The 22,900-nt window shown below is 71.8% G+C and carries 24 protein-coding genes and 1 tRNA gene; 16 read left to right on the top strand and 9 right to left on the bottom strand.

Going from position 1 to position 22,900, the window contains the following annotated elements; genetic code table 11:
* The first annotated feature begins 150 nt into the window (after positions 1-150).
* The 3 genes from LG943_RS10010 to LG943_RS10000 all read left to right on the top strand — a co-directional run bounded on the left by LG943_RS10010 (position 151) and on the right by LG943_RS10000 (position 1,989).
* Entirely contained in the window at positions 151-912 is a 762-nt protein-coding gene (locus LG943_RS10010; RefSeq protein WP_270071949.1) for a Clp protease N-terminal domain-containing protein, read from the top strand.
* 62 nt (positions 913-974) lie between these two features.
* Positions 975-1,721, top strand: coding sequence for a ZIP family metal transporter (locus tag LG943_RS10005; RefSeq protein WP_270071948.1), 747 nt, complete (start codon positions 975-977; stop codon positions 1,719-1,721).
* A gap of 46 nt (positions 1,722-1,767) precedes the next feature.
* Positions 1,768-1,989 (top strand): DUF3072 domain-containing protein, encoded by a 222-nt coding sequence (locus tag LG943_RS10000; protein ID WP_270071947.1) that lies wholly within the window; start codon positions 1,768-1,770, stop codon positions 1,987-1,989.
* On the opposite strand, the gene LG943_RS09995 is transcribed toward LG943_RS10000, so the two are convergent.
* Complete coding sequence (locus LG943_RS09995) at positions 1,986-3,101, bottom strand: zinc-binding dehydrogenase (RefSeq protein WP_270071946.1); 1,116 nt, start codon at positions 3,099-3,101, stop codon at positions 1,986-1,988. The genes LG943_RS10000 and LG943_RS09995 overlap by 4 nt on opposite strands.
* 91 nt (positions 3,102-3,192) lie before the next feature.
* Positions 3,193-3,777 carry a GNAT family N-acetyltransferase gene (locus tag LG943_RS09990; RefSeq protein WP_270071945.1) on the bottom strand — a complete coding sequence of 195 codons (585 nt, stop codon included), beginning with the start codon at positions 3,775-3,777 and terminating at the stop codon, positions 3,193-3,195.
* 195 nt (positions 3,778-3,972) lie between these two features.
* On the opposite strand from LG943_RS09990, the gene LG943_RS09985 reads away from it, so the two are divergent.
* The 3 genes from LG943_RS09985 to LG943_RS09975 all read left to right on the top strand — a co-directional run bounded on the left by LG943_RS09985 (position 3,973) and on the right by LG943_RS09975 (position 5,337).
* Positions 3,973-4,551, top strand: a complete 579-nt coding sequence (locus tag LG943_RS09985) for a hypothetical protein (protein ID WP_270071944.1) — start codon at positions 3,973-3,975, stop codon at positions 4,549-4,551.
* Positions 4,552-4,571: 20 nt separating this feature from the next.
* Complete coding sequence (locus tag LG943_RS09980; protein ID WP_270071943.1) at positions 4,572-4,736, top strand: hypothetical protein; 165 nt, start codon at positions 4,572-4,574, stop codon at positions 4,734-4,736.
* Between the two features lie 67 nt (positions 4,737-4,803).
* Positions 4,804-5,337, top strand: a complete 534-nt coding sequence (locus tag LG943_RS09975) for a hypothetical protein (RefSeq protein ID WP_270071942.1) — start codon at positions 4,804-4,806, stop codon at positions 5,335-5,337.
* Positions 5,338-5,647: 310 nt separating this feature from the next.
* Here the strand turns inward: LG943_RS09975 and LG943_RS09970 are convergent, their stop codons facing one another.
* Both LG943_RS09970 and LG943_RS09965 read right to left on the bottom strand, forming a co-directional pair.
* Complete coding sequence (locus LG943_RS09970) at positions 5,648-6,292, bottom strand: VOC family protein (protein WP_333486350.1); 645 nt, start codon at positions 6,290-6,292, stop codon at positions 5,648-5,650.
* 164 nt (positions 6,293-6,456) lie between these two features.
* A complete protein-coding gene (locus tag LG943_RS09965) occupies positions 6,457-7,317 on the bottom strand; it encodes a GIY-YIG nuclease family protein (protein WP_270071940.1) in 861 nt (286 codons plus the stop codon).
* Between the two features lie 116 nt (positions 7,318-7,433).
* Between LG943_RS09965 and LG943_RS09960 the strand changes: the two genes are divergently transcribed.
* The 3 genes from LG943_RS09960 to LG943_RS09950 all read left to right on the top strand — a co-directional run bounded on the left by LG943_RS09960 (position 7,434) and on the right by LG943_RS09950 (position 10,459).
* Complete coding sequence (locus LG943_RS09960) at positions 7,434-8,747, top strand: DNA cytosine methyltransferase (protein WP_270071939.1); 1,314 nt, start codon at positions 7,434-7,436, stop codon at positions 8,745-8,747.
* A gap of 383 nt (positions 8,748-9,130) precedes the next feature.
* Positions 9,131-9,523 carry a very short patch repair endonuclease gene (locus LG943_RS09955; RefSeq protein WP_270071953.1) on the top strand — a complete coding sequence of 131 codons (393 nt, stop codon included), beginning with the start codon at positions 9,131-9,133 and terminating at the stop codon, positions 9,521-9,523.
* A gap of 93 nt (positions 9,524-9,616) precedes the next feature.
* On the top strand, positions 9,617-10,459 hold the full coding sequence (locus tag LG943_RS09950; RefSeq protein ID WP_270071938.1) for an Eco29kI family restriction endonuclease: 843 nt from the start codon (positions 9,617-9,619) through the stop codon (positions 10,457-10,459).
* A gap of 256 nt (positions 10,460-10,715) precedes the next feature.
* Here the strand turns inward: LG943_RS09950 and LG943_RS09945 are convergent.
* The 4 genes from LG943_RS09945 to LG943_RS09930 form a co-directional block, all read right to left on the bottom strand.
* A tRNA-Pro gene (locus LG943_RS09945) sits at positions 10,716-10,789 on the bottom strand.
* Positions 10,790-11,403: 614 nt separating this feature from the next.
* The gene (locus LG943_RS09940) at positions 11,404-14,244 is read right to left on the bottom strand and encodes an ATP-binding protein (protein ID WP_270071937.1); all 2,841 of its coding nucleotides are present in this window, start codon (positions 14,242-14,244) and stop codon (positions 11,404-11,406) included.
* 315 nt (positions 14,245-14,559) lie between these two features.
* Positions 14,560-14,757, bottom strand: a complete 198-nt coding sequence (locus tag LG943_RS09935) for a hypothetical protein (RefSeq protein WP_270071936.1) — start codon at positions 14,755-14,757, stop codon at positions 14,560-14,562.
* A gap of 36 nt (positions 14,758-14,793) precedes the next feature.
* Complete coding sequence (locus tag LG943_RS09930) at positions 14,794-14,976, bottom strand: hypothetical protein (RefSeq protein WP_270071935.1); 183 nt, start codon at positions 14,974-14,976, stop codon at positions 14,794-14,796.
* A 449-nt stretch (positions 14,977-15,425) separates the two neighbouring features.
* Between LG943_RS09930 and LG943_RS09925 the strand changes: the two genes are divergently transcribed.
* The 3 genes from LG943_RS09925 to LG943_RS09915 all read left to right on the top strand — a co-directional run bounded on the left by LG943_RS09925 (position 15,426) and on the right by LG943_RS09915 (position 17,758).
* Positions 15,426-16,145, top strand: coding sequence for a hypothetical protein (locus tag LG943_RS09925; protein ID WP_270071934.1), 720 nt, complete (start codon positions 15,426-15,428; stop codon positions 16,143-16,145).
* Positions 16,146-16,151: 6 nt separating this feature from the next.
* The gene (locus LG943_RS09920) at positions 16,152-16,763 is read left to right on the top strand and encodes a DUF4352 domain-containing protein (RefSeq protein WP_270071933.1); all 612 of its coding nucleotides are present in this window, start codon (positions 16,152-16,154) and stop codon (positions 16,761-16,763) included.
* Positions 16,764-17,131: 368 nt separating this feature from the next.
* Positions 17,132-17,758 carry a hypothetical protein gene (locus LG943_RS09915; RefSeq protein WP_270071932.1) on the top strand — a complete coding sequence of 209 codons (627 nt, stop codon included), beginning with the start codon at positions 17,132-17,134 and terminating at the stop codon, positions 17,756-17,758.
* Between the two features lie 42 nt (positions 17,759-17,800).
* Here LG943_RS09915 and LG943_RS09910 read toward each other — a convergent pair whose 3' ends face one another.
* Positions 17,801-19,114 carry a hypothetical protein gene (locus LG943_RS09910; protein WP_270071931.1) on the bottom strand — a complete coding sequence of 438 codons (1,314 nt, stop codon included), beginning with the start codon at positions 19,112-19,114 and terminating at the stop codon, positions 17,801-17,803.
* Positions 19,115-19,349: 235 nt separating this feature from the next.
* Here LG943_RS09910 and LG943_RS09905 point away from each other — a divergent pair, with 235 nt between their 5' ends.
* The 4 genes from LG943_RS09905 to LG943_RS09890 all read left to right on the top strand — a co-directional run bounded on the left by LG943_RS09905 (position 19,350) and on the right by LG943_RS09890 (position 22,826).
* Positions 19,350-20,279, top strand: a complete 930-nt coding sequence (locus tag LG943_RS09905) for an NUDIX domain-containing protein (protein ID WP_270071930.1) — start codon at positions 19,350-19,352, stop codon at positions 20,277-20,279.
* A gap of 272 nt (positions 20,280-20,551) precedes the next feature.
* Positions 20,552-20,965, top strand: a complete 414-nt coding sequence (locus tag LG943_RS09900) for a hypothetical protein (RefSeq protein ID WP_270071929.1) — start codon at positions 20,552-20,554, stop codon at positions 20,963-20,965.
* Between the two features lie 109 nt (positions 20,966-21,074).
* On the top strand, positions 21,075-21,890 hold the full coding sequence (locus LG943_RS09895) for a DUF2786 domain-containing protein (RefSeq protein ID WP_270071952.1): 816 nt from the start codon (positions 21,075-21,077) through the stop codon (positions 21,888-21,890).
* Between the two features lie 507 nt (positions 21,891-22,397).
* Positions 22,398-22,826, top strand: coding sequence for a PPOX class F420-dependent oxidoreductase (locus LG943_RS09890; protein ID WP_270071928.1), 429 nt, complete (start codon positions 22,398-22,400; stop codon positions 22,824-22,826).
* The last annotated feature ends 74 nt before the right edge of the window (positions 22,827-22,900 follow it).

Here is a 22,900-nt window from a genome sequence, read left to right as displayed (position 1 = left end):
GCGGCCCCGCCCCGGGGCCGCGCGCGCCGGCGTTTCCCGCCCTTCCACTCATGGGACGACCATCCATGGGGTTATATCCCTCGACTCTCATAACCCCATGGGGTTATACTGAGGCAAGCTCCGGGAGACGGGAGAACCGAGGTGGAGGCCATGCCCAAGATCAACGTCTACCTGCCCGACGACCTCGCCGAAGCGGTCAAGGAGACCCGGGTACCGGTGTCGGCGGTGTGCCAGCAGGCCCTCGGACTCGCCGTCAAGCGCATCACCGCCGTGCGCGAGGCCGCCGCGCTGAGCGCCGACGAACTCGCCGACCACCTGCCGCACGCGACCGAGCGCACCAGGTCCGTGCTCGCGCTCGCCCTCGACCGCGCCCGCGCCGACTCCGCGCCCCAGGTCACCACCGCGCACCTCCTTGGCGCCGTGCTGGCCGAGGGCACCAACCTCGCCCTGCACGTCCTCAAGGTGCTGGAGATCCCGCCGAGCCGGATCGAGAGCGGGCTCCAGGACACCGATCCCGCCGCCGAGTCCGCCGACCCCCACGGCTCCGTCCGCTTCAGCCCGCCGGCCGCCGCCGCGCTCGAACTCGCCGCGTCCGAGGCCGTGGGACTGGGCCACAACTACGTGGGGTGCGAACACCTGCTGCTGGGCCTGGTCGCCGAACCCGACGGAGCGGCCGGCCGGGTGCTGCGCGACCTCGGGGCCGAACTCCGCCTCACCCGCCGCACGGTCAGCGCCGCCCTGGCGGGCTACGTCCACCTCCGCGCCCAGACCTCGGCGCCCTCGTCCGCATCCGCGCCCGCGCCAAGCGACCCCGAACGCGCCCTGGCGGCGGCGCTCCAGCGCCACCTCCAGCCGCTGCTCGACCGCGTCGAGCGGCTGGAGCAGCGCGTCGGCCCGTCCCCGCAGGAGTAAGCCACGCGGCGCGGCCGCGACTGCCGGGCCGCGCCCCGGGTACCCGGCACAGCATGACCGCCATGCTGGAATCAGGCGGCTGGGGACTCCTGGCCGGATCCGCGCTGCTGGTGGGGGCCGTGCTGGGCTACACCCTGCACGTCCCCCGCATGGTGCTCGCCTCGGTCATGGCCTTCGGCGCGGGCGTGCTGCTGTCGGCGGTGTCGTTCGAACTCCTCGCCGAGGCCCACAGCGAGGGCGGGCTGCTGCCGGCGGTGGTGGGCACCGCCGCCGGAGCCGGCGCCTACACCCTGGGCAACATCGCCCTGGCCCGGCGCGGCGCGCGGCACCGCAAGCGGTCCGGGCCGGACCGCCGCCCGCCCTCCGAACACGAGCAGTCCGGCTCGGGGCTCGCGCTGGCGCTGGGTGCGCTGCTGGACGGCGTGCCGGAGTCGGCGGTGATCGGGGTGGGGATCGCCCACGGCGGCGCGGTGAGCCTGGTGACCGTCGCCGCCGTCTTCATCAGCAACCTCCCCGAGGGCCTGTCCAGCTCGGCGGGCATGCGCCGGTCGGGGCGCGGGCCGGCCTACGTGTTCGGCGTGTGGGGCGGGATCGCCGCCGCGAGCACGGTGTCGGCCGTGCTGGGCTACGCGGTGGTGGGCGGCCTGCCGGCGCCCGTGGTGGCGGCGGTGACCGCCGTGGCCGCCGGCGCCATCCTCGCGATGATCGCCGACACCATGATCCCCGAGGCGTTCGAGGACACCCACCTGGCCATGGGAGTCATCACGGTCGCCGGCTTCCTGGTGTCCTTCGCGCTGTCCCACCTCTAGCACGCCGAGGCGGGTTGGCCGCGGGTGGCGGGGTAGGGGGCCGGGCATGACTGAGCGAGATCCCCGAAAGGACCCCGACACCTGGGCGACCGGCGAGGAGCCCGCCACGGGTCCGCAGTTGAGCTACCTGGAGACCCTGGCCCGCGAGGCCGGCGAGCAGGTCCCCGACAACCTCACCAAGGCCGAGGCGTCGCGGCTGATCGACGAGTTGCAAAAGCGCTCCCCGCGCACCGACCCGGGCACCGGCGACCAGCGCGCCGGCGGCTAGACCGCCGGCTCGGCCGGCGGGACGTCCAGCACCAGCTTGCCCACGAACCGCTTGTCGGCGAACGCCCGCTGGGCCGCGCCGATCTCGGTCAGGGGGAAGGTTGCGGCGATGACCGGGGCGAACGCCCCGCGCCGGGCGTCGGCCACCAGGCGGTCGTAGTGGGCGGGGGTCCACATGGCCGAGCCGACGATCCGCCGGGTGTGCAGGTAGAGGCGGCGGATGTCGAGGGTGACCTCCGCGCCGGCGATCGCGCCCGCCGTCACCAGGCGGCCGCCCTCGGCGAGGGCGTCGACCAGGTCGGGGAACCCGGGGCCGCCGACCACGTCGGCCACCACGTCCACGGGGGCCTCCAGGTGCTCGCGGGGGACGGCGCCGCGTTCCAGCACCGTGGCGGCGCCGGCCGCCGCGACCCGGTCGCGCTTGTCCGCCGTGGTGACGGCGACGACCGTGCAGCCGCGCGCCCGCGCCAACTGCACCAGGGCCAGCCCCACGCCGCCCGAGGCGCCGGTGACCAGCACGCGCTCGCCCGGGGCGACATCGGCACGCTCCAGCATGCCCACGGCGGTGCCGTAGGCGATCGGGAGGGCGGCGAGTTCGCGGTCGGAGAGCGGGCTGGCGCCGACGTCGTGGGCGCGGCGCGCCTCGACCGCCGCGAACTGTGCGAACCCGCCGCCGCGTTCGCTGCCGAGCAGGCCCACGGCGTTGGCGTCGGGGCTGTCGGAGTCGTAGAGGGCGCCGTCGACCAGCACGCGCTCGCCGAGCCGGGCGGGGTCCACGGCGTCGCCCACGGCCACGACGCGTCCGGCGATGTCGCCGCCCTGAACGCGCGGGAAGTCCAGCGGCACGCCGCGCCAGCCGCCCACCGCCGAGGGGTCCCCGGCGGTGCCGTAGCTGCCCTCGCGGCTCCACACGTCGGTGTTGTTCAGGCCGGCGGCGGCCACGGCCACCAGCACCTCGTCGGCGGCGAGGCCGGGGGTGGGGACGTCGTGGCGGACCTGGAGGGCCTCGGGGCCGCCGTGGCGGATGAGGACCACGGCGGTCATGCGTTCGGGCACGGCGCCGGCGGTCCTGCCGCGCCGGTTGAGTTCGGCCACCGGTGTCGTCGGCCGCATGTCGGGTCCCCCTTCGCCTCGATTAACCATACCGGTCAGTATACATACGCGCCCGCGCGCGACCGGGGAACGACGGGTGCGCGGCGGCGGCTCAGCCCGCCCGGGACTCCAGCGGCTTGACGAGTTCGGCGAACTCCAGGTCGGGCCGCTTGGGCAGGCCGAACCGGGGGTCGCCGTAGGGGAACGGCTCGACGTTGCCGGTGCGCCGGTAGCCCCGGCGCTCGTAGAAGGCGATGAGCTCGTCGCGCTGGCGCAGGACCGTCATGCGCATGCGGCGGCACCCCAGCTCGTGCGCGGCGACGCGCTCGGCCTCGGCCAGCACCCGCCCGCCGAGCCCGCCGCCCTGGGCGTCGGGCCGCACGCAGAACATGCCGAAGTAGGCGTCGCCGCCCTCGGCGCCGGCCGCGAGTTCGCAGCAGGCCGCGATCCGGCCGTCCGCCTCGGCGACGATCACCCGGGTGCCGGGCCGCGCCAGCAGCGCGGCGACGCCCTCGGGGTCCACGCGCTGGCCGTCCAGCAGGTCGGCCTCGGTGGTCCAGCCCTGCCGGGAGGAGTCGCCGCGGTAGGCGGAGTTCACCAGCGCCACCAGCGCGGGGACGTCGGCCTCCCCGGCGACCCGGAACACCGGCGCGGCGCCGCCGGCCACGGCGGCCTCGCGCTGCCCCTCGGCGGCCATACGTCCTCCCTGCTCTGCCCGGTGCGGACAACCCTCAACTGTACGCACCAGCCCCGCCGGCCCCACTCCGGACATCCACACATTGTCTTCACACCGTTCTGGAACGCTTGCCCCGGGGGTGCGATGAACGATCGGAAAAGGGAAAACCAAGCCGCCCAAGAGGCGCTGGCGCGTCGCATACGGACCGCCGTCTGGGTGACACGCGGCACGGTGGCCATGGGGATCGTCATGGCCGGGGGGTTCGCGTGGATGATGGCGGGCACGTTCCTGTCGGTGGACGGCACCGCCGACGCGGCGCCGCACGACCTCTGCGCCCTCATCGCACCACGGGAGATGAGCGCGGCCGTCCCACTGGCCCAGGTCGCGCACCGCACGGACCCCCGCCTCGGCGTGCTCAACCGCGCGGAGTGCACCGCCACCAGCGGAGACGGCGCCGCGAACGGGGGCCGCGGCGACCTGGTGGTCGTACTGGAACGGCACGGCACCACCCGATACGGCAGCGGCTGGGCCGAGGCCCGGGAGGCGTTCGACTGGTCGCGGGAGTACGCGGCGGGCGACGGCGGCGCTCCCCGCGCGGTGCCGGACCTGGGGCAGGGCGCGTTCGCGGAGTCCGGACCGGTGGACGCCGAGGGGGGCGCGGGCGCGCGGGCCGAGGTGACGGTGCTGCTGGGCCGGGACGTGCTGTCGGTCTCCTACACGGCCGAACCGAGCACTCCCGAGTTGGCCGAGCGGACGGCGCGGGCCGTGGCGGCGACCGTCCTGGCGGACCTGTGAGCGGGGGAGCGCGGACGGCCGTGGCCGTCGTCGCGCTGGCGCTGGTGGCGGTGCTGGGGGGCGGCGGCCTGAGCCTCTGGTTCCACCGCGCTCAGGAGGCCGACCGCCGAGCCGAGGTGGAGCGGCACCGCCCCGAGGCCCCGACCGCCTTCCCCGACCCGTTCCGCACCCCGGAGGGGCGCTGACCGCGCCGGGCACCCACACGCGGGCGTAAGATCACGTGCCACCCAAACCGTGATCAAGGGGGATCCCATGGCCTTTCCGTACGACCCGGAGCAGCCGGTGCCCGACCCGCTGACCCCGGAGGCGGCGGCCCGCGTTCTCGCCGAGCGCCGCCAGTCGCTGCCCGCCTGGATCGAGGCGAGCCGCGACTCCGTCGTCTACCTGGGAGACCTCTCCCGCTGGGACCCGCCCGAGACGCTGCTGCACCACCCGAGCCACGGGCTGACGCACATGAGCACGATCTGCGAACTCGAGGACCTCACGCCGTTCACGATGATGGGCTACGACCCCTTCGACGTGCTGCTGACCAACTACTGCGCCGAGTACATGTTCAGCGACGTCGGCGGCACGTGGGTCCTCGACGAGGACCCGGAGTCGCCGACCTTCGGCCGCTTCCTGATCGGCGGGTTCAGCGCGGACCGCCCCGAGGCCACGGTCGACGTCTACGCCGCCGTGACCGCCTTCCTCGCCGAGCCCGAGGGCCGCGAACTGGAAACCCTCCTGGAGTCCCTCCAAGAGGCGATGGGCGCCCCGGTCGGGGTCACCGACACGTCCTTCCCGTAACCGACCGCGGAGGCGGGCGCCCCACGCGGGAGGCGCGGGAGCGCCCCCGCCGGGACCGGCCGAGCCACGCGGACCAGGCGGGGCCACCTGGCCGACCGAGCCGCCCGGCGCTCCCGTCGCCCAAGGCGGCCGATGCCGTGGAGGTGCGGCGTCGTGGCGGTGCGGTGCCCCGGAGGTCCGCCGCCGTGGGAGCGCGGCGTCGTGGGCGTGCGGTCGTGGCCAACCTGTCCCCGGAAGGCCGGTCCCCCGCAAGGCCGGGCTCCTGGAGGGCAGGTCGACGGAAAGCCACCCAGCCGAGTACAACGGCGCGTCAGGAAGCGGACGCGGCCACCGCGGCCTCCCACTCGAACCCGTCCGGGTCGGTGAAGGCCGTGAAGTCTGTTGAGTCCCCGCCACTGCCGCCGATGACGACCCGGTGCGACCCGCTCCCCTCGGGAGCCACCCCGAGGTCCTTGGCGAGCGCGCGGCGCCGGTACAGCGCCAGCTTGACGGCGCTCCCCTCGGTCGCGAACTCGACGTAGGTCCGCCCGAAGCTCTTGCCCACGGCCAGCCCGCGCTCGACGTAGAACCGCTTGCTCGCGACCACGTCCTCGACCCCCAGCAGCAGCACGGTCTCCTGGACCGTCCGGGAGGCGGGCACGGTGTTCTTCTTCGCGGAGGTCGCGACCTTCCAGATCGCCCCGTCCGGCGCCTGCACGACCGCGCCGTAGCCCCACAGCGACTTCGCGGCGGGCTTCAACGCGACGGCCCCCGCCCCAAGCGCGGCCTCGACGAACAGGTCCACGTCAGCCGGCTGCGCGACGGTCAGCGCCAGGGTAAACCCCCGAAACCCCTCACTCGGAGCGCCCCCATCACGCACCCGAACCGGCGCGCCCTCCGCGAAGAAGGCGGCGTAAAACCGTTCAGCGTCCGCGGTGTCCCCCACGGCCAGGGTGATGTTCTCGATGTTTGCCATGCCCATGAAGCTACGGGGGACGCCCCGGGCGCGCTTCTCGATTCCTGACCACTCCCGGGCCCGTCGGCGGCGCGGTCCTCGGAAGGCGCTGATGGCCGGATGCCTCCCGACGTCAACCCGGCTCCCACAGGGCGCCTCTCCGGAGGGGACGCGACGTGCGTAAACTATTCTTCATCAGCTTCAGCGTCCCCGCCGTCACCCGGCGGCTCGGTTTCGACGATTGTCGCTGAGTCCGCCTCGGCGACGCTTTCGATGCGCCGACCGTCGCGGTAATAACGCCAAGCGCTCTTGTACGGCCGAGGACTGTCGTCGTACATGATCACGTAACCCATGAGAGCGGTGATCTGCCACTTGTCCGGTATCTCGGCGGAGATGAGTTGGAAGATCTCGTCGGCGGTCATCTGATCCGCCGGGACCGTCACGGGTCTACTCTTGAAGCTGTCGTCCTTCCCGTAGCGGAAGTTGTAGGGCAGACCGTCCTTGACCGCCTCCAGAAGTCCGTGCAGCGTCAATTCCCCGGCTCTTAGACCCTCGATCGGTCTGTCCAGGTCGATCGGGAAGAGAACGTCGAAGTGGTCTCGCTTCAGGACGGTGCTGTCCCGTTGGCGGCCGGGGTCCTTGTTGCCGAACCCGTTGTTGTTCCAGGGGATGTCCCCCTTCCCCTTGTGGTGACTGATCAGCAACTGCTCGGGGGCGAGCGCGGAGAAGTCCTCCGCTACGTACAGGCAGGAGAACGTCATCGAGTCGAGTGAGATCCTCTGCCGCCCTGAGATTTTGCGTAGATGCTGGCGGAGCCGGGTGGGCAACGATTTGTCGGCCTTCCCCACGTACACGAACGCGCCGTTGAGGTAGAGCTGATAGACGCCTGGCTTCTCCTTGAGGTGCGCGATGTTCGGCTCCGCCAGGGGCGCGCTGTCGAGTCCGTCGAGGGCTGCCGCCAACTGGTCGCCGAGGGCCTTCGTGATACTGAGGGTGAACTCCTTGTGATACCGAGTTCCGTCGTCAGGATTGACCACAGGCGCCATCTGTTCCGCTCTCCTTGGTCGACGTGATCTCGCAGACCCTATATGTCTGCCGTCCGCAGGGAAACCTCTTGGGGAAAGCGGCTTGATGAAGCCCTGCTCCGCGGTATGCTTTCGGAATGGCTGATCTGCAAGGAGCGCCCAAAAGGGATCGCACGGGCGTTGAGCTGTTCGCCGGCGCCGGCGGTCTGGCCATGGCCGTCCACCGCGCCGGCTTCCGCCCCCTGCTCTTCAACGAGTTCGCCAAGCGGGCGTGCGAGACTCTCGAGGCCAACGTGGCCGTACGGGTGCCCTCTGGCGAGAGGCCGACGGTACCTCGCGCGGGGGAGAGGGTGCCTCTTGTCGCGGGGGACGTTCAAGAGCTCGATATGGGCTACCTCGCGGGCCGGGTCGACGTGCTCGCCGGGGGTCCTCCCTGCCAGCCCTTCAGTCTCGGTGGCGTCGCCAAGGGCGACGAGGACAAGCGCAACATGTTCCCGCAGATGTTCAGGGCCGTGCGTGAAATCCGCCCGAAGGCGGTCATTTGCGAGAACGTGCGTGGCCTACTTCGACCCTCCTTTAGACCTTACTTCGACTACATTCAGCGAGAACTGAAACTGCCTTTCGAGGAGCGAGCGGAGGATGCGACCTGGCGAGAGCACGATGCTTACCTGGTGGAACGACTCAAGCGGGAGCCGGATGACCCGACGGAGCGTTACGACGTGGTCATGGTTCCGGTCAACGCGGCGGACTACGGCGTCCCCCAGATCCGCCACCGGGTCATCCTTGTCGCGTTTCGATGGGACCTAGGCGCCGATCTGGCACTGTTCAGGCGACTGGTTCAGCCGACGCACTCCGAGACCGCCCTAATACGGTCCATGGACGATGGTGGTTATTGGGAGCGACATTCGGATGTTCCAGCCCATGTGCGAGAGCGGGTCATGGGACGCCTTCCACGGTCCGTGCCGATGAGTGATGGATTGCGGCCCTGGCACACACTACGAGACGCGATCACGGGCATCGGCGACAACAAGCCTCTACCGGAAATTCCTGATGAGTGGCTCGACCGCACCGAGCACCTTCTGGGCGGGTTTACGGAGCATATCGGCTGGCCTGGAGCGCGGATTTACGATGGCCATACACCCAACGAACTGGACCGCCCGGCGAAGACCGTGAAGGCTGGCGTGCATGGTGTTCCAGGTGGCGAGTCGGTGATGCTCCTGGATGATCTGGTCCCTGGCGGGGACGGTATAGGAGGAGACAGGTACAAGCACAGGTACATGACTGTACGGGAGACGGCCCGGGTCATGACCTTCCCCGACTCTTGGGTTCTCAAAGGGCCCCGCGGGGAGAAGATGCGGCAACTCGGCAACGCCGTACCTGTCGCCCTTGGTGAGGTGTTCGCGAATGCGGTCGCCGCTGTTCTGGATGACGCGGAGGAACGTCAGAGGTGACTGGGGCGCAAAGCGGCTGGAAACAGGCTCCGCCCCCCGAGCGAGCCTGGAAAGGGCGCCCCGGCAGGAGTCGGTCGGCCATCGCCGGTGAACAAGACCGAGCCGCCGGCGGCCGCCACCGGCGATGGGTAGACCTTGGAGAAGGTCGCCTCGCTCGCGCCTCGGTGGAGTTGAAGGTTTTTCCGGGGACGCGAAGAATTCGCGCGTATCTGCGCTGGTCCGATGGAGGGAAGTCCCCCACCCGCTACCTCGGGCCGGTCGAGCATGAGACCCGGGCCGAGAATCTCACTGAGGGCTGGAGATTGGCCTGGGAGAAGGGGTTGCTCACCGAGGAGACAGTCGCGAAGGGATCGTGGGCTTCTTCGTCCGCCGTCCGGGCTTCAATGCGAGGGAATCGCAGCAGGGACACCAAACCAGAGTTGCGACTGCGTTCGCTTCTCCACCAGTGGGGACTCCGCTACCGTGTAGCGGCTCGTCCCCTTCCCAAGGTGCGACGCACCGCCGACATCGTCTTCTCCAAGGTGAAAGTCGCGGTTTTCGTTGATGGCTGTTATTGGCATGGCTGCCCACAGCATTTGCGGCCCGCCACAGTGAATTCCGGATTCTGGAACGAGAAGATCGCGGCGAATCGGGCTAGAGACGCGGAGACGAACCGGCTACTGCGAGAAGCCGGGTGGACAGTTGTACGCGTCTGGGAGCATGAGGATCCAGCGGAAGCCGCCGCTCGGGTAGCCGCGACAGTGCGAGGCGAGGCAGCGCCCGCCGACCAGGCCTGAATCGGGTCAGACCAGTGTTAATTCGTTCCGCTGAGGACCTTGCGGCGCGGGGTACGGCTGGTGGGTCCACGGCGGGTGAGTAAAGTTTCGCGCATGGGACACGGCCTCGAGGTAATGACACCCACACACTTCAATCCGCTGGACATCGATCTCCTCAGTCGTAATCTTCGTGCGGAGATGGACGTGCGACCGCGAGTTCCCCTGGACGCGGTCGAGCCGTTCCCGGGAGCCGGCCTGTACGCGCTGTACTACACCGGCGACCTACCCATATACGAACGCTTGAGAGATATGAATGTCCCCATCTATGTCGGAAGAGCCGAAGCCGGGAATAGTAGTTACGGAGAGCCCCCGAACGAGTCATATCCAAAGCTATTTAAACGCATAAGCGATCACCGCAAAAGCATAAACGAAGCGGATAACCTAGACGCGTCCGATTTCGACGTCAGACATCTCATCCTTGACGACATATGGATAATATTGGGAGAACGGGCCTTACTGCGTACCTACAGGCCCGTTCTATGGAACACTTTGATGACCGGTTTCGGTTCCAACCATCCGGGTGGAGGCAGGAAGAACGCTCGTTCGATCTGGGATTCAATCCATCCTGGCCGAAAGCGCGCGGCGAAACTCCTGTGCAACAGGAAGTACAGTCGCTCCGAGATGGAGCAAGTCATCGCGGACGCGATTGACATCTCCTTCCAAGATGAGGGCCAACAACGCGAGCGAGCCTTGTCGGATCTTAAGAACCGTCCGGCAAAGAAGATTTGGCAGGAATCCACAGAGAAGACGAAGCCCATCCGAGTCTTTCGTGAGCACGTATTCCGCGAGGAGAACAAGCGCTTCGGTGTCGATATCAGCGGCGTCGACTGGGTTCACGAGCTTGGCCCGGAGACCACGGCCACTGAGATCGCGTCTTTGGACGACTTGGAGGATTGATGCCGCCGGGTGCGGCGGCGGATGCTCGGCCATGCCACCGCGACCATGACCCTCGACACCTACGGGCGCCTGTTCCCCAACCGCTTGGACGAGGTGGCCGACGCCATGGACGTCGAGCGGAGGAAGGCGACTGAGGCGAAGAACGCCGGGGCCGACGCCTCCTAGCGTCTGCACTGCATGTGTACCGGGCTGAATCAGCCCTTCTCCAGCGGAAACACGAAACGGGTGCCCACCTGCGTGGACACCCGTTTTTCTGTCGGGGTGGCGGGATTTGAACCCACGACCTCTTCGTCCCGAACGAAGCGCGCTGCCAAGCTGCGCTACACCCCGATGACTGCGACCCCAAGTCTAACGGACTCCGCGGGGTGGTCGCACCGGCGTAACGGGTGGGGTGGGTGGGGAGCGCGGGGCGGAGTTCCGTGGTGAGGGCGGGGGGAAACCTCTCTAGAGACATCGGCCGGGTGTGGACGGCGGGGTTGTCGCGGCGGGGCGGTGGGGTCACGTTGGGGGTATGGGTGGTGCGAGGCGAGTCACCGGGCCCGAGGTGGCCGTTCCGTGGTGGGTCGGGTTCTCGCGGTGGCTCAACGGGGACCGGGTGTGCTCGGTGGGCGACTGCGTCGCGCTGACCGAGCCGGATGAGGACCACTGCCCGGTCCACATCCGCGAGACGCGCGCCGCGCTGCGGGGGCGGCGGTGCGCGGTCGACCGGTGTGTGGACCCGCGGGACGGCGCCGACACCCTGTGCGCGCGGCACCGGGAGGAGGTGCTCGTTTGGCTCGCCTGCCGTGGCGGGGTGGACGGTTCCGCCACGGCCCGCACCACCGTCCACAACTCCGGGCGCACCCCCGACCGCGCCCCCGGCCGCGTTGCCGGGCCTGCGGCTGATCCTGGCGAATCCGTGCCGGTGCGGCGGTGGAACACGGGGTGAGCGGGCGGGCGGCCGGTTACACCACGGCCTGGAGGGCGTCGTGGGCCTGTTGGGCCTCCGGGGCGCCCAGGCCCGAGAAGAGTTTGGCCGAGGCCGCCAGGAACTCGATCGCCCGCTCCCGCTCCACGACCTCCGGCGGGAGGGTGCCCATCCGCATCAGGGCGCGGCCCTCCACGTGGCGCTCCTCGCGCTTGCGGGCGAGGTCCAGGGCGCTCTCCTGGGCCTGGCGGGCCTCCTCGAAGCGGCCGGCCGCGGCGTAGGTGGCACCCAGTTCGGTGAGGATCTCGGCGTCGGCGCTGTGCTGGCCGGTCTCCTCGCCCATGTCCAGGGCCAGCAGGTGCGACTCCAGCGCGGCGTCGATGTCGCCCTTGCGGCGCAGCGCCACCGCCATCGCGTTGCGGATGTAGATTTCGTCGCGCTGGGAGCCGATCAGCTGCGCCAGCTTCAGCGCCTCCGTCAGGTAGGAGAACGCGCGCTCCAGGTGGTCCTGCTGGGTGTTGACCTCGCCGAGGATGCGCAGCACCTGGGCCGAGGTCTCGTACTGGCCCTCCTCGTGCTTGATCTTCAGCGCCGACTCGCAGAACTCCACGGCCTTGTCGTAGTCGCCGAGCACCTGGTACATCGCGGCGATGTTGGCCCGCTGGAGCCCCTCCAGCGCGCGGTCGCCCACCGACACCGCGTACTCGAACACCTTCCACGCGCACGACAGGGCGTCGTGGAAGCGGCCCATCCGGTCGTAGACCACGCTCAGGCTGGAGTACACCCGCGCCTGGCCGCGCTCGTCGTCGATCGCCGCCAGGATGTCGCGCGCCTCGTTGAGCAGCCCCAGCGCGTGCTGGAAACGCCCCGACAGGCAGTGCGCGATCCCCAGGCCGATAAGGGTTGCGGCACTGCCGCGCTCGTTGCCCTTGGCGCGGCTGGCCGCCAGCGCCTTCTCCTGGGTCGACAGCAGCAGCTCGGTCTGGCCGTGGTTGGCGTAGTGGCGCCACAGGGAGTCGGCGAGCTGCCAGGCGGCGTCGTCCAGCCCCGAGGTGGCGTAGAAGTCGACCGCCGAGGCGAGGTTGTCCTGGTGCCGCTCGAACCAGGAGGTGGCCTCGGTGCGGTTGGCCAGGCGGCTCTGGTAGCGCGAGGAGTTCTGGGAGTCGACCTCGAAGTGGTGCCCGCGCGGCCCCAGCATGTCGGCCGCGCGGTTGGCCATGTCCAGGTAGTGGTCGGCCAGCCGCCGGCGCGCCGCCGCGGCCTCGCCCTCGGGGAGGTCGGTGGCCGCCTTCTCGCGGGCGTAGGCGCCGAGCAGGTCGTGGAACCGGTAGACGTCGACGCTGGGCTCGTCGAACAGGCACACGCTGACCAGCTCCTGGAGCAGGTCGTCGGCCTCGGGCGGGTCGCGGTCCAGCAGCGCCGCCGCGCCGTGCAGGTCGACCGTGCCCCCGATCATCACGCCCAGGTGCAGGAACGCCTCGCGCTGCTCGTCGTTGAGGCTCTGGTAGGACAGCTCGAAGACCGCCTCGACGCTCTGCCCGTCGATCCGCAGCTCGCGGAACATCCGCTGGTGCTCGCCCAGCCGCAGCTTGACGTGCTGGAAGGTCCACCGGGGCCGGCTGAGCATGCGCCCGGCCACGATCCGCAGCGCCAGCGGCAGCCCGCCGCACAGCCGCACCACCTCGCGCGCCTCGGCCTCCTCGTGGGCGACCCGGTCCTCGCCCAGCACGGTCGAGAACAGCCGCAGCGACGACTCCGGCCCCAGCATCCCCAGCGCGATGTACTGCGCGCCGCTGACCCCGGGCAGGTCCTGCCGCGAGGTGACGATGGTCAGCGACCCCGGCGCGGCCGCCAGCAGCGGGCTGATCTGCGCGAAGTTGGCGGCGTTGTCGAGCACGATGAGCACCCGCCGCCCCGCCAGGCTGGCCCGCCACAGCGCCGCGCGCTCCTCGACCGACTCGGGGATGGTGTCGGGCTGCACGCCGATGGCCCGCAGCAGGCTGCCCAGCGCCGACACCGCCGTGATGGGGTCCTGCTCGACGGTGTAGCCGTAGAGGTCGATGAACAGCTGGCCGTCGGGGAAGCACTCGGCCAGCCGGTGCGCGCCGTGCACCGCCAGCGTGGTTTTGCCCGCCCCGCCCGGGCCGGTGATGACGGCGATCTCGGCGCGTCCCTCGTCGCGCTCGCCCAGCGCCATCAGCCGCTCCAGGTCGCGCTCGCGGCCGGTGAAGTCGGGGATGTCGCGGGGGAGGTCGTTGCGCGGCACGAAGTCGCGCGGGCGCTCGGCGGTGTCCTCGGCCGGCGCGGCCGGAGGCTGGGCCACCCGCGCCAGGTCGATGGCGCCGGCCAGCCGGCCGGTCCCCGACTCGGTGTCGCTGAGGATCTGCTGGTGCAGCTCCATGACCTCGGGGCTGGGGTCCACGCCCAGTTCGTCGGCGAGGTACTGGCGGGTCTCCTGGAAGGCGGTGAGCGCCGCCGCGCGCTGCCCGCTGCGGTAGAGCGCGGCGATCAGGTAGTACTGGAGCCGCTCGCGCAGGGGGTCCTCGCGCACCAGCGGGGTGAGCCGGGTGATGATCTCGGTGTAGCGGTGCAGCGAGAACGCGCACTGCGCCCAGGCGGTGCGCGCCGACCAGCGCTCCTCCAGCAGCGGCTGGGAGACCGCGTACCACAGGTGCTCGGAGCCGGTGCCGGAGAAGGGGTTGCCGCGCCAGCAGCCCAGCGCGCGGTCCCACAGCACGACGGCCTCGGCGGGGTCGTCGGCGGCCTCGGCGCGCGCCACCAGGCCGCGGAAGCGGTGGAGGTCGACGTTGTCGGGCTCGACCGCGGCGAGGTAGCCGCCGGCGGTGGTCTGGATGACATCGGGAAACGCGCGCCGCAAATGCGAAATCTGCACTTGGATCACGGAGCGCGCGGTGCGCGGGGGATTGTCGTTCCAGAGGAAATCGATCAGCCGCTCGACCGGGACTTCCTTGCCGAGATCGACCAGAAGCGCGCCCAGGACACACCGCTGCCGCGGTCCGCCGACCGGGACCGGTACACCATCCGACCAGGCCGAAATGGGACCCAGCACGCCAAAATTCACGAATAGCACTCTAGCAAGGCCATTCCCGGCGACGGGAGAAATCGCCGCCGCACGCTGGGCACCCCTCCTAATGCCCAGCGTACGGCGGCGGGGAAACGGCCGCGAGGGCCGTCAGCGGTCGGCGGGCTCGGGACGCTCGGCCGGGCGCTCGCCCTGCTTGGGCTCGGTCTCCTGCGGAACCGGAGCGGTGGTGACCGGCGCGGGCTCGGCGCCCTGCTCGGGGTCGGGCTCGGAGAACGGCTCCAGGCGGGCGGTGATGCGGGCGAACTCGATGTCGACCGCGGGGTCGGCGACCGGCGTCGGCGTCATTGGCTGCTCCTTGCTGTCAGTGGGGCGAGGGACGGCCTACGGCCAGTCGACGACCGGGGCGTCCTCGTCGGTGAACTCGGCGTCGTCTTCGTCCTCGAGCGGTAGGAAGTCGTCCCCCATGGGCTCCAGCCGCGCCGTGGCGGGCATCGCGATGCCCGCCGTGATCAGCGCGAACTCGATGTCTTCGACGCGCGGGTCCGCGGCCGGGATCCCGGACATAGGTGACTCCCTTGAGTTCTCATGACGACGCACAGGCGGCTGCCGGGCGGCCCGGACCGGACCACCGGCCGCGCCGCCTCCCCCGAGATCGCGCGGACACGCGGTCCGCGGCGGCACGGGGCCGCCCAGGTCGGGCTCCCCGCCGACCCGCATCCTCGGCCCCGGCACCCGGTTCAACCGGCGCCCGCGGGCCGTCCTCCCGCGGGTACCGGTTTCGCCGAGTGTGCCTTCAGCCTAGGAACCCGGTCTTGCGCCCGCCTTACAGTCCGCTTTCGGCCCGCGGAAAGCCCGCGCGCGGCCCCGCCCGCCGCCGGCGCGGCCCCCGCCGGCCGCCCAGCACCCGCCTCGCGACCTGCTCTTTCGCGCGCCCGCCCCGCGCCCCGGGGGATTCTGTCCGCATCAGGCCGCGAACGACACGATTGAGGGCGTTGGCCCTACACTTCCTCCCCGTGGCACACCACGCTCCCCACGCGCAAGGCCCAGGTGGCGGCTTCCTCCCCGAGGGCCGGCTGGCGCGTGCCCTCATCGCCCTGGGGGCCAGTGTGCTGCTCATCGTCTCGGCGGTGGCGATCTGGGCCGCCGGCGGATTCGAGCCCGCCGACGCCGCCCCCGCCGCGCAGCCGGGCACCCGGGTCGAGACCCGGCAGTTCACCCTCACCCCCCACGAGGCCGTCTTCACCGAGGACCCCGACACCGGCCTGACCGTGCTCCAGGTCCGCGCCGACCTCGTCTCCAACGACACCAAGCCCTACTACGCCGACAGCATCGACCAGTCCATCGAGGTGGAGTTCCCCTCGGGCAAGCTGGAGGCCACCATGCTCACCGTGAAGTACACCCGCCACCCCGAGGGCCTGGTGAGCCAGATCCAGCCGGACATGCCCGAGGAGGCGCTGCTGGTGTGGTCGCTGGGCAAGCCCGACGAGAAGGACAAGGACTGCGACGACCCCCTGGCCCGGCTGGAGTGCGAGCGCGAGCAGGCCGAGATCGACTGGGACGCCATCCTGGAGGACCCCCCGGACCTCGGCCCCGCCGTGGCCGAGGAGCGCGAGATCACCCTCACCATCCACCAGAACGTCTACCAGCCCGGGTTCACCGACCAGTCCGAGCGCTGGTTCGCCGAGGACGACGTCGCGGCCAAGATCACGCTGCCCGTCTCGGAGGAGGGCTAGGCCGCCATGGCGTCCCCGCTGCCGCGCCGCGCGCTCACCGTCGCCACCTGCCTGGTCCTGCTGGCGCTGATCTTCGTGGCGCAGTCCCTGCTGCCCGGCGAGACCGACGACACCGAGCCCATCCCGTTCGCCGGCGAGGTCGGCACCGAGGTCGACGCCGAGCAGTTCACAGTCACCGCCAGCGAGCCGCGCGTGGCCGCCGCCGTCCAGGACGACGGCGGGTTCGGCAGCGGCACCCCCCTCAAGCCGCACGGCGTGTGGGTGGTCGTGCCCGCCCGGCTCACCGCGCAGGAGGCGCCGCTGGGCACCGTCGAGGCGCAACTGGTCATGGGCGACGGCTACACCTACTCGGTGACCTCCTGGCTGTTCAACGGCCTGGGCACGGGCAGCGGCCCCACGCTCAGCCCCGGAATCGCCGTGGGCGGCGCGTTCGTGTTCGAGGTGCCCAAGGACCGCCTGGTCGACCCCGTGCTCCAGGTGAGCGCGCGGGAGTCCCTCGACGCCCGCCTCAGCGCCCGCGCCGACATCGACCTCGGACTCGACAAGGACGAGATCGCCGAGCTGACCGCGTCGCCGGAGGAGTCGATCTCCATCCCGGCGGCCGCGCAGATCCCGTGATCCCGTAGAAAGCCGCTGACATGCACCCTGACGACCCGCGCGGGCGCCGACAGCAGCCCCCGGGACCCCCGCCCGGCCCCGGATACGGGCCGCCCCCCAGCCCGCCGCCCGGCCACCGACCGCCCTACGGTCCTCCGCAGGGACCACCGCCCGGGCCGCCACCGGGCGCGCCCCACCCCTACCGGATGCCGCCGCCGGGGCCGCCCCAGGGGCCCCGCCCGGGCCCGCCGCCCGCGGCGCCCCCCACCGGCCCGCGCCCCTCAGCCCACCGGTTCGGGCCGCCGCCCCCGCCCGGCGCGCCCTCGTTCGGCCCGCCCCCGGCCCAGCCCAGTCCGCCGCCCGGCCCCCCGCCGGGCACCACACCCCCGGTGCCCGCGCCCGAACCCCGGTCGGCGGCGCCGCGCCGCGCCAGGCCGTGGTGGCGCCGCGCCCAACTGCCCTCCATCGCCGCGCTCGCGGTGGTGGCCCCGCTGGCGTTCGGCGTGCCGTGGTGGCTGGAGCTGCGCTCGGGCCTGGAGGAGGGCTCGATCCACCCCGTGGCCGAGCCCGTGCCCGAGGGCCAGGACGAGGCCGAGCTGCTCGGCAACACCTGGTCGCTGGACGAGGTGGTGGTGGGCGAGGTCGAGGACGCCGCGCCGCCGCCCGAGGGCGCGGTGGTGGTCGACGCGTTCTTCACCGTCGTGCCGGGCGAGGGCCGCGCCGCCAAGCTGCTGGGCACCTGCGCGCTGCGCGCGGTCGAGGGCGACGGCGAGCGCTGGTGGGGCACCGCGAGCGGCTACGACATGCGCCCCAGCGTGGCCGACGCGATCGCGCCCGACTACGGCTGCTTCAACGAGGAGGGCAAGCCGCTGAAGCCCGGCGAGGAGGCCCGGATCGCGGCCACGTTCGTGGTGCCCGAGGACGCGGTGGAGCACCTGGCCTTCGAGGTCGCCACGGACGTCACCACCGACCCCGAGGCCGACCCCGCCCCGCGGTCCCTGCGGTTCGAGCGGTAGCGGACGAGCGGCGGCCGGGGGCCGCCCGCACCGCCGCGCGCCTCAGCCGGCCCGGCCGGGTAGCCGCGCCCGCTTGCCCGTGCTGGCCGTGGTGACGCTGCGCAGGGTGATCTCGAAGGTCACCGCCAGCAGGCACACCCGCAGCACGTGGCGGACGGCGTCCACCGCGAGGCTGACGGGCTCCAGCAGCGGCCACCACCAGCCCAGGAAGTCGTGCGGGCCCAGCAGGACGAAAACGCCACGCTGGAGCCAGTCGCAGCCCAGCTCGATCAGCACGTAGTTGAGGCAGAACCCCAGGAAGAACACCGGGCTGGCGCGCAGGATGAACCGGAAGGCGTTGAGGAAGGGCATGTAGCGCTCGGCGGTGTCCTGCCGGGCGAACCTGCTGATCTGGTGCACGATCCCGCGCCGGTCGCCGGTCAGCAGCTCCTCGACCTTGGCGGCCCGGGTGCCCTTGCGGAACAGGGCCTCGTGCCGGTCGATCTCGGCACCGAAGATCACCGCCGCGATGGTCAGCCACACCAGCGGCTGGGTGACGCCCTCCCAGAACACCCCGACGGCGGCGCCGATGCCCTGGAGCAGCGCGAGGTAGCCGGCCTCCAGCGGCACGCCGGTGGCCTCGCCCAGGGTGCGCACGGCGTCCAGCAGGGCGCCGGTGGACTCCACCCAGACCCGGCGGTCGGCCGCCCACTCCTGGATGGAGGAGAAGATGTGCGCCGTGGAGAAGCAGGCGAAGAACATCCAGTTGGCCTCGAAGACCACCGACAGCAGCCCGAGCGCCTTGTTGTCCGTCTTGGTGTAGTAGCGGTCGCAGATGACCCGCAGCAGGTAGGCGGTGAGGGCGATCGCCAGCGGCAGGCCGAGCGCGTTGAGGAACGCGGTGTCGGTCCACATCCCAAAGCCCCGCTCGTTGAACAGGGTGGTCGTGTACTGGCGGAACTCGTCCTCGAAGACGCCCCAGGCGTTGTAGAAGATCAGGAACGGCAGGATCGCCATGGCCACCGCGTCGACCCAGCGCCGCTCGCGCTCGCCGACGGTGCCCGTGCGCGAGGACACCAGTTCGGTGTCGACCGTGGGCAGGGCCGGCCGCAGCATGTGGAACATCACGATGAACATCGTCAGCTCGACCAGGGTGGCCAGCGCGACGCCGATCAGCGCGATGTTCTGGTCGAAGTCGGCCACGAAGACCAGGCTGCGCATGATCATGTCGTGGATGAACGACCCGGCCAGGTACACGCACAGCAAAGGCGCCCAGTACCGCCTCGCGAGGTCGAGGGTGTAGAGGGGCAGTCTCACGACCGACACCGCCGCCGAGGGTGCGGGGGCGGGGGCCGGGGGCGCCGTCCGGAAGGTCATCGCGGTGGAATTTTAGCGGTCCGCCCCGATCCGGGGGGCTTGGGCACTGGCCGGAGTCGGCCGCGGTGTGCAGGGTGGGACGGGCGCAACGGCCTCCCCCGCCGGGGGGCGAGGCTGGACACTGGTGCCAGCACGACGGCACGGCGGCATGAGGCATGCCGGCACGACGACACGGCGAGCGGCGCACGGCGCCGACCGCCGCGGCGCAGGGCGCCGCGGCCGACCTGGAGGTGGGATGAGCGCGGATTCGGGCGACGGCGACGGCTGGGTCCACCTGCCCGACGGCTCGCGCCGCTGGGGCCGTTACGGCAGCGCGGGACTGCTGCTGTGCGCGGACTCCGGCGGCGCGGGCGGCGGCCGGGTGCTGATGCAGCACCGCGCGGTGTGGAGCCACCAGGGCGGCACCTGGGGGGTTCCCGGCGGCGCCATGAACAGCGACGAGGACTCCGTCTCGGCGGCGCTGCGCGAGTTCGGCGAGGAGGTCGCCGGCGACGTCGGCGACATCGAGTTGATCGGCCTCCACCGCCAGGAGCACACGGTGTGGCGCTACGACACCGTGCTGGCGCGCACGGCCGCGGCCGCCGACCTGGAGCCGGCCAACTGGGAGAGCGACGACCTGCGCTGGGTGGACGTCGCCGACATCGACGGCCTGCGGCTGCTGCCCGCCTTCGGCAGCACCTGGCCGCTGCTGCGCGAGGCGCTGGCCCACCGCCTGGCGCTGGTGGTCGACGCCGCGGCGGTGCTGGCGCGCACGGGCGGGGACGCCGCCGGGGGCGCGGCGGGCGGCCCCGACCCCGACGGCGGGGCGGCGCTGCTGCGGCTGCGCGACGACCTGGCGGCCCTCGGCGCGGCCGGGGTCGCGGCGGGCGCGCTGCCGGCCGGGCTGGCGCCCGCCGGGCTGCACCTGTGGTATCCGCGGACCGTGCTGGTGACGGACGGCGCCGGCACGGCACCGCCGCCCGTGCCCGGTGTGGAAGTGGCAGCCGCCGCGGCGGGCGCGCCGGGCGCCCCGGGTGCGGCGGGGGCGCCCGGCGCGTTCACCGTGGCCGTCACCGACCGCCCCGGCGCCTTCGCCGGCGCCGAGCGCACGGCGGTGGTCGGCCCCGAATGGCTGGAGTCCGCGGCGGCCGCGGTGCCCCGGCCCGACCACTCCGGGCACCGGTGAACCGGGTGGCCGGGATCGGCGGGGGCGCGCCCGGCCGGGCACTTCCCGCTCCGGCCGCTCGTTGGGCGGGGTGGGACCGTTCCGCCGCGCGCGGGGCAGGCCCCTGACCTCTCCCGCTCGCGCGGCGGCCGGGGGCCGGGGCAGGTGCCGGAACCCTCCGTCAGGGGTAAGTCAGGGATGTGCCCTGATGTAGGTCCGCCACCGGGCGGGCATCCTTGGCGGAGACAGGCTGGACGGCCCGGCTCGGACCAGCCGGACTCAAAGGAGCAGACATGACGCTGGAGCGCGGAAACTCGCTTATGCCCGTGCACGCGGCGACACTGATGTGGCCCACCGGCATCGCCACGGGGGCGGGTGCGGTCGCCGGTGCGCTGTCCTTCCTTCTCGCGCTGCCGGCGGTCACCATCGCCGGCCCCATCGGTACCGCCATCTTCTGGTTCGCCCTGGTCGGCGGCGGCGTGGCGCTGCTGGGTGGCAAGGGCGACCGCCGGGCCCGCCGCTGGGCCGGGCAGTACCCCTGGCGCTTCGCGGGCGGCCCGGCCGTGCTCGCGGGTGTCGGCATCACCCTGGCCTCCCTGTTCAGCATGGGGTTCTTCGGCGCGGTGTTCGCCGGCGTGGCCTCCGCCGCGGTGATCTGGGTGGTCCTGGGCATCATCGGTATGGTCGCGGGGAACAAGGCCGCCTGACCCCGTTGTTGCACGGGGTCTGGGCCGGAAGCCCCCTTCCGGCCCGCACGACGGCAAGCTCACACAACGGGGAACGACCAACCGCTCTATGACCAGTGCTCGTCAGAAGATGATCGAGCGTGTCCGCGGGCTCCTCCGAATGGCGGAGGACCCCGCGGTCACCGATGCCGAGAGCCAGGCGTTCACCGCCAAGGCCGCCGAGCTGATGACCCGGCACGCCATCGCCGAGGCCGAGGCCCGGGCCGAGCGCGGCGAGGCCGCGGAGTCGGTCTCGCGCCTGGACTTCCCCGTCTCGGGGGTCGGCGGCCACGGCAAGGCCCGCGTCAAGGCGCTGGCCGGGATCGCCGCCGCCTACGGGTGCCAGTCGGCGGTGCGCGGCAACACCTCGGCCAACACCGAGCGCACCCTCATCATCGTGGGCACCGTCACGGCGCTGGACGCGCTGCGGGTGCTGCTGCCCTCCATCAGCATGCAGATGGAGGCGTCGGCGCGGTTCACCGCGCGCGAGCACATCGCCAACCTGCGCGAGCTGCGCAACTACGACCGCTCGGCGCTGGCCACCGAGCGCAGCCGGTTCTACCGGTCGTTCGTGCGCGCCTACGGCTACGCGGTGGCCGAGCGCATCCGGGAGTTCCGCGCGCGGCTGCGCGAGAACTCCGCCGCGGGCGGCGCCGGCGGTTCCTCGGGCGGCGGGGCTGAAGGCGCGGCCGGGTCGGTGGGTGCCGAGGTCGTGCTGCGCACCGACGTCGACCGGGTCCGCGAGGACTTCCAGCGCCGCTTCCCCCAGCTCAAGCCGACCCGGCCAGAGCGCACCCACCACCGCGCCGGATATCGGGCGGGCTACCAGCGGGGACGCCGCGCCCAACTGGGCATGGAGACTTCGGTCGGGCAGGGCGGCGGCTCGGCTCTGACCGAAAGCGAGTAAGCGCGGGGCGGCGGAGGGCGGCCAGGCTGTGCACACGGCTCCGCCATTATCTACATGTTGTGGATAACCCTGTGGGCAACGCGCGGGAAAGCCACTCGTTTGTTGGAGCGGTCAAAAACGCCTGTGGATAAACCCCGATTCGCTGACTTCTTTTCTCCACTCCCCGCTTCACCCGTGGATTCCCGCCCGCCCCCGGCCGTTCACTTCCGGACGCCTGGGCTGCTCACTTGAGGCGTCCCATACCAGCGCCATACCCCGGCTATACCTGCCTGAAGGCGGGAGCGGAGGGTGGGAAGAGCCGTATCCGCCGCGCACTTCCGGAGTGAAACCCGCAGCCGAAAAGCCGGGGCGCGCACGCCTCGGCCCCACTCGCATCCGCGCCGCTTTCCTCCACCACGGCTGCACCCGGTCGCGGCGCGATCCGGCCGCAGAGGGTGACGCAGACCACTCTCATGAGGGAGAGTGGGGAGGGCACGCACCGCCGCACCGCTTCAGGGGGCAACCGCCATGAACTCAGCCACCCTCCTCCAGCCGTTCCGCGGGTACAAGACGGCTCTGCTGCTGACCTACCGCAGCGACGGAATCAGCGGGCAGAGCACGCCCGTCAGCATCGTGGTGGCCGACGACCGGGTCATCTTCCGCACCTGGCAGGAGTCGGGCAAGGCCAAGCGGTTGAGCCGCAACGCCGACGCCGACCTGCGGCCCTGCACGTTCCGCGGTCAGCCCCGGGGCACGGCCGTACGCGGCCGCGTGCGCCTGCTCGACGGCGCCGAGGAGCGCCGCGCCTCGCTGCTGCTATCGCGGCGCCACCCCCTGCTCCAGGGCTGGATGGTGCCGATGTCGCACCGGCTGCTGCGCTACCGCACCCAGCACTACGAGTTCACCCCCTTGGACATCAACCACGAGATCGAGAACATGGAGGGGTGCCCGGACTAGCCGGCGGCCGGCCCCCGCCTGCCGGAACTGCGGGAAACCGCGGGCGCTCGCCGGCCCCCGCACACCGCACCCGC

The sequence above is a fragment of the Streptomonospora mangrovi genome (assembly GCF_027604915.1).
Taxonomy (GTDB): Bacteria; Actinomycetota; Actinomycetes; order Streptosporangiales; family Streptosporangiaceae; genus Streptomonospora; species Streptomonospora mangrovi.
Note: the sequence above shows the minus strand (reverse complement) of the source record. Positions and strands in the feature narration are given on the sequence as shown.

Coding starts and splice junctions, on each gene's coding strand:
- LG943_RS10010 (WP_270071949.1), top strand. CDS start 151: ATGCCCAAGATCAACGTCTACCTGCCCGACGACCTCGCCGAAGCGGTC.
- LG943_RS10005 (WP_270071948.1), top strand. CDS start 975: ATGCTGGAATCAGGCGGCTGGGGACTCCTGGCCGGATCCGCGCTGCTG.
- LG943_RS10000 (WP_270071947.1), top strand. CDS start 1,768: ATGACTGAGCGAGATCCCCGAAAGGACCCCGACACCTGGGCGACCGGC.
- LG943_RS09995 (WP_270071946.1), bottom strand. CDS start 3,101: ATGCGGCCGACGACACCGGTGGCCGAACTCAACCGGCGCGGCAGGACC.
- LG943_RS09990 (WP_270071945.1), bottom strand. CDS start 3,777: ATGGCCGCCGAGGGGCAGCGCGAGGCCGCCGTGGCCGGCGGCGCCGCG.
- LG943_RS09975 (WP_270071942.1), top strand. CDS start 4,804: ATGGCCTTTCCGTACGACCCGGAGCAGCCGGTGCCCGACCCGCTGACC.
- LG943_RS09970 (WP_333486350.1), bottom strand. CDS start 6,292: ATGGCAAACATCGAGAACATCACCCTGGCCGTGGGGGACACCGCGGAC.
- LG943_RS09965 (WP_270071940.1), bottom strand. CDS start 7,317: ATGGCGCCTGTGGTCAATCCTGACGACGGAACTCGGTATCACAAGGAG.
- LG943_RS09960 (WP_270071939.1), top strand. CDS start 7,434: ATGGCTGATCTGCAAGGAGCGCCCAAAAGGGATCGCACGGGCGTTGAG.
- LG943_RS09955 (WP_270071953.1), top strand. CDS start 9,131: ATGCGAGGGAATCGCAGCAGGGACACCAAACCAGAGTTGCGACTGCGT.
- LG943_RS09950 (WP_270071938.1), top strand. CDS start 9,617: ATGGGACACGGCCTCGAGGTAATGACACCCACACACTTCAATCCGCTG.
- LG943_RS09935 (WP_270071936.1), bottom strand. CDS start 14,757: ATGACGCCGACGCCGGTCGCCGACCCCGCGGTCGACATCGAGTTCGCC.
- LG943_RS09930 (WP_270071935.1), bottom strand. CDS start 14,976: ATGTCCGGGATCCCGGCCGCGGACCCGCGCGTCGAAGACATCGAGTTC.
- LG943_RS09920 (WP_270071933.1), top strand. CDS start 16,152: ATGGCGTCCCCGCTGCCGCGCCGCGCGCTCACCGTCGCCACCTGCCTG.
- LG943_RS09910 (WP_270071931.1), bottom strand. CDS start 19,114: ATGACCTTCCGGACGGCGCCCCCGGCCCCCGCCCCCGCACCCTCGGCG.
- LG943_RS09905 (WP_270071930.1), top strand. CDS start 19,350: ATGAGCGCGGATTCGGGCGACGGCGACGGCTGGGTCCACCTGCCCGAC.
- LG943_RS09900 (WP_270071929.1), top strand. CDS start 20,552: ATGACGCTGGAGCGCGGAAACTCGCTTATGCCCGTGCACGCGGCGACA.
- LG943_RS09895 (WP_270071952.1), top strand. CDS start 21,075: ATGATCGAGCGTGTCCGCGGGCTCCTCCGAATGGCGGAGGACCCCGCG.
- LG943_RS09890 (WP_270071928.1), top strand. CDS start 22,398: ATGAACTCAGCCACCCTCCTCCAGCCGTTCCGCGGGTACAAGACGGCT.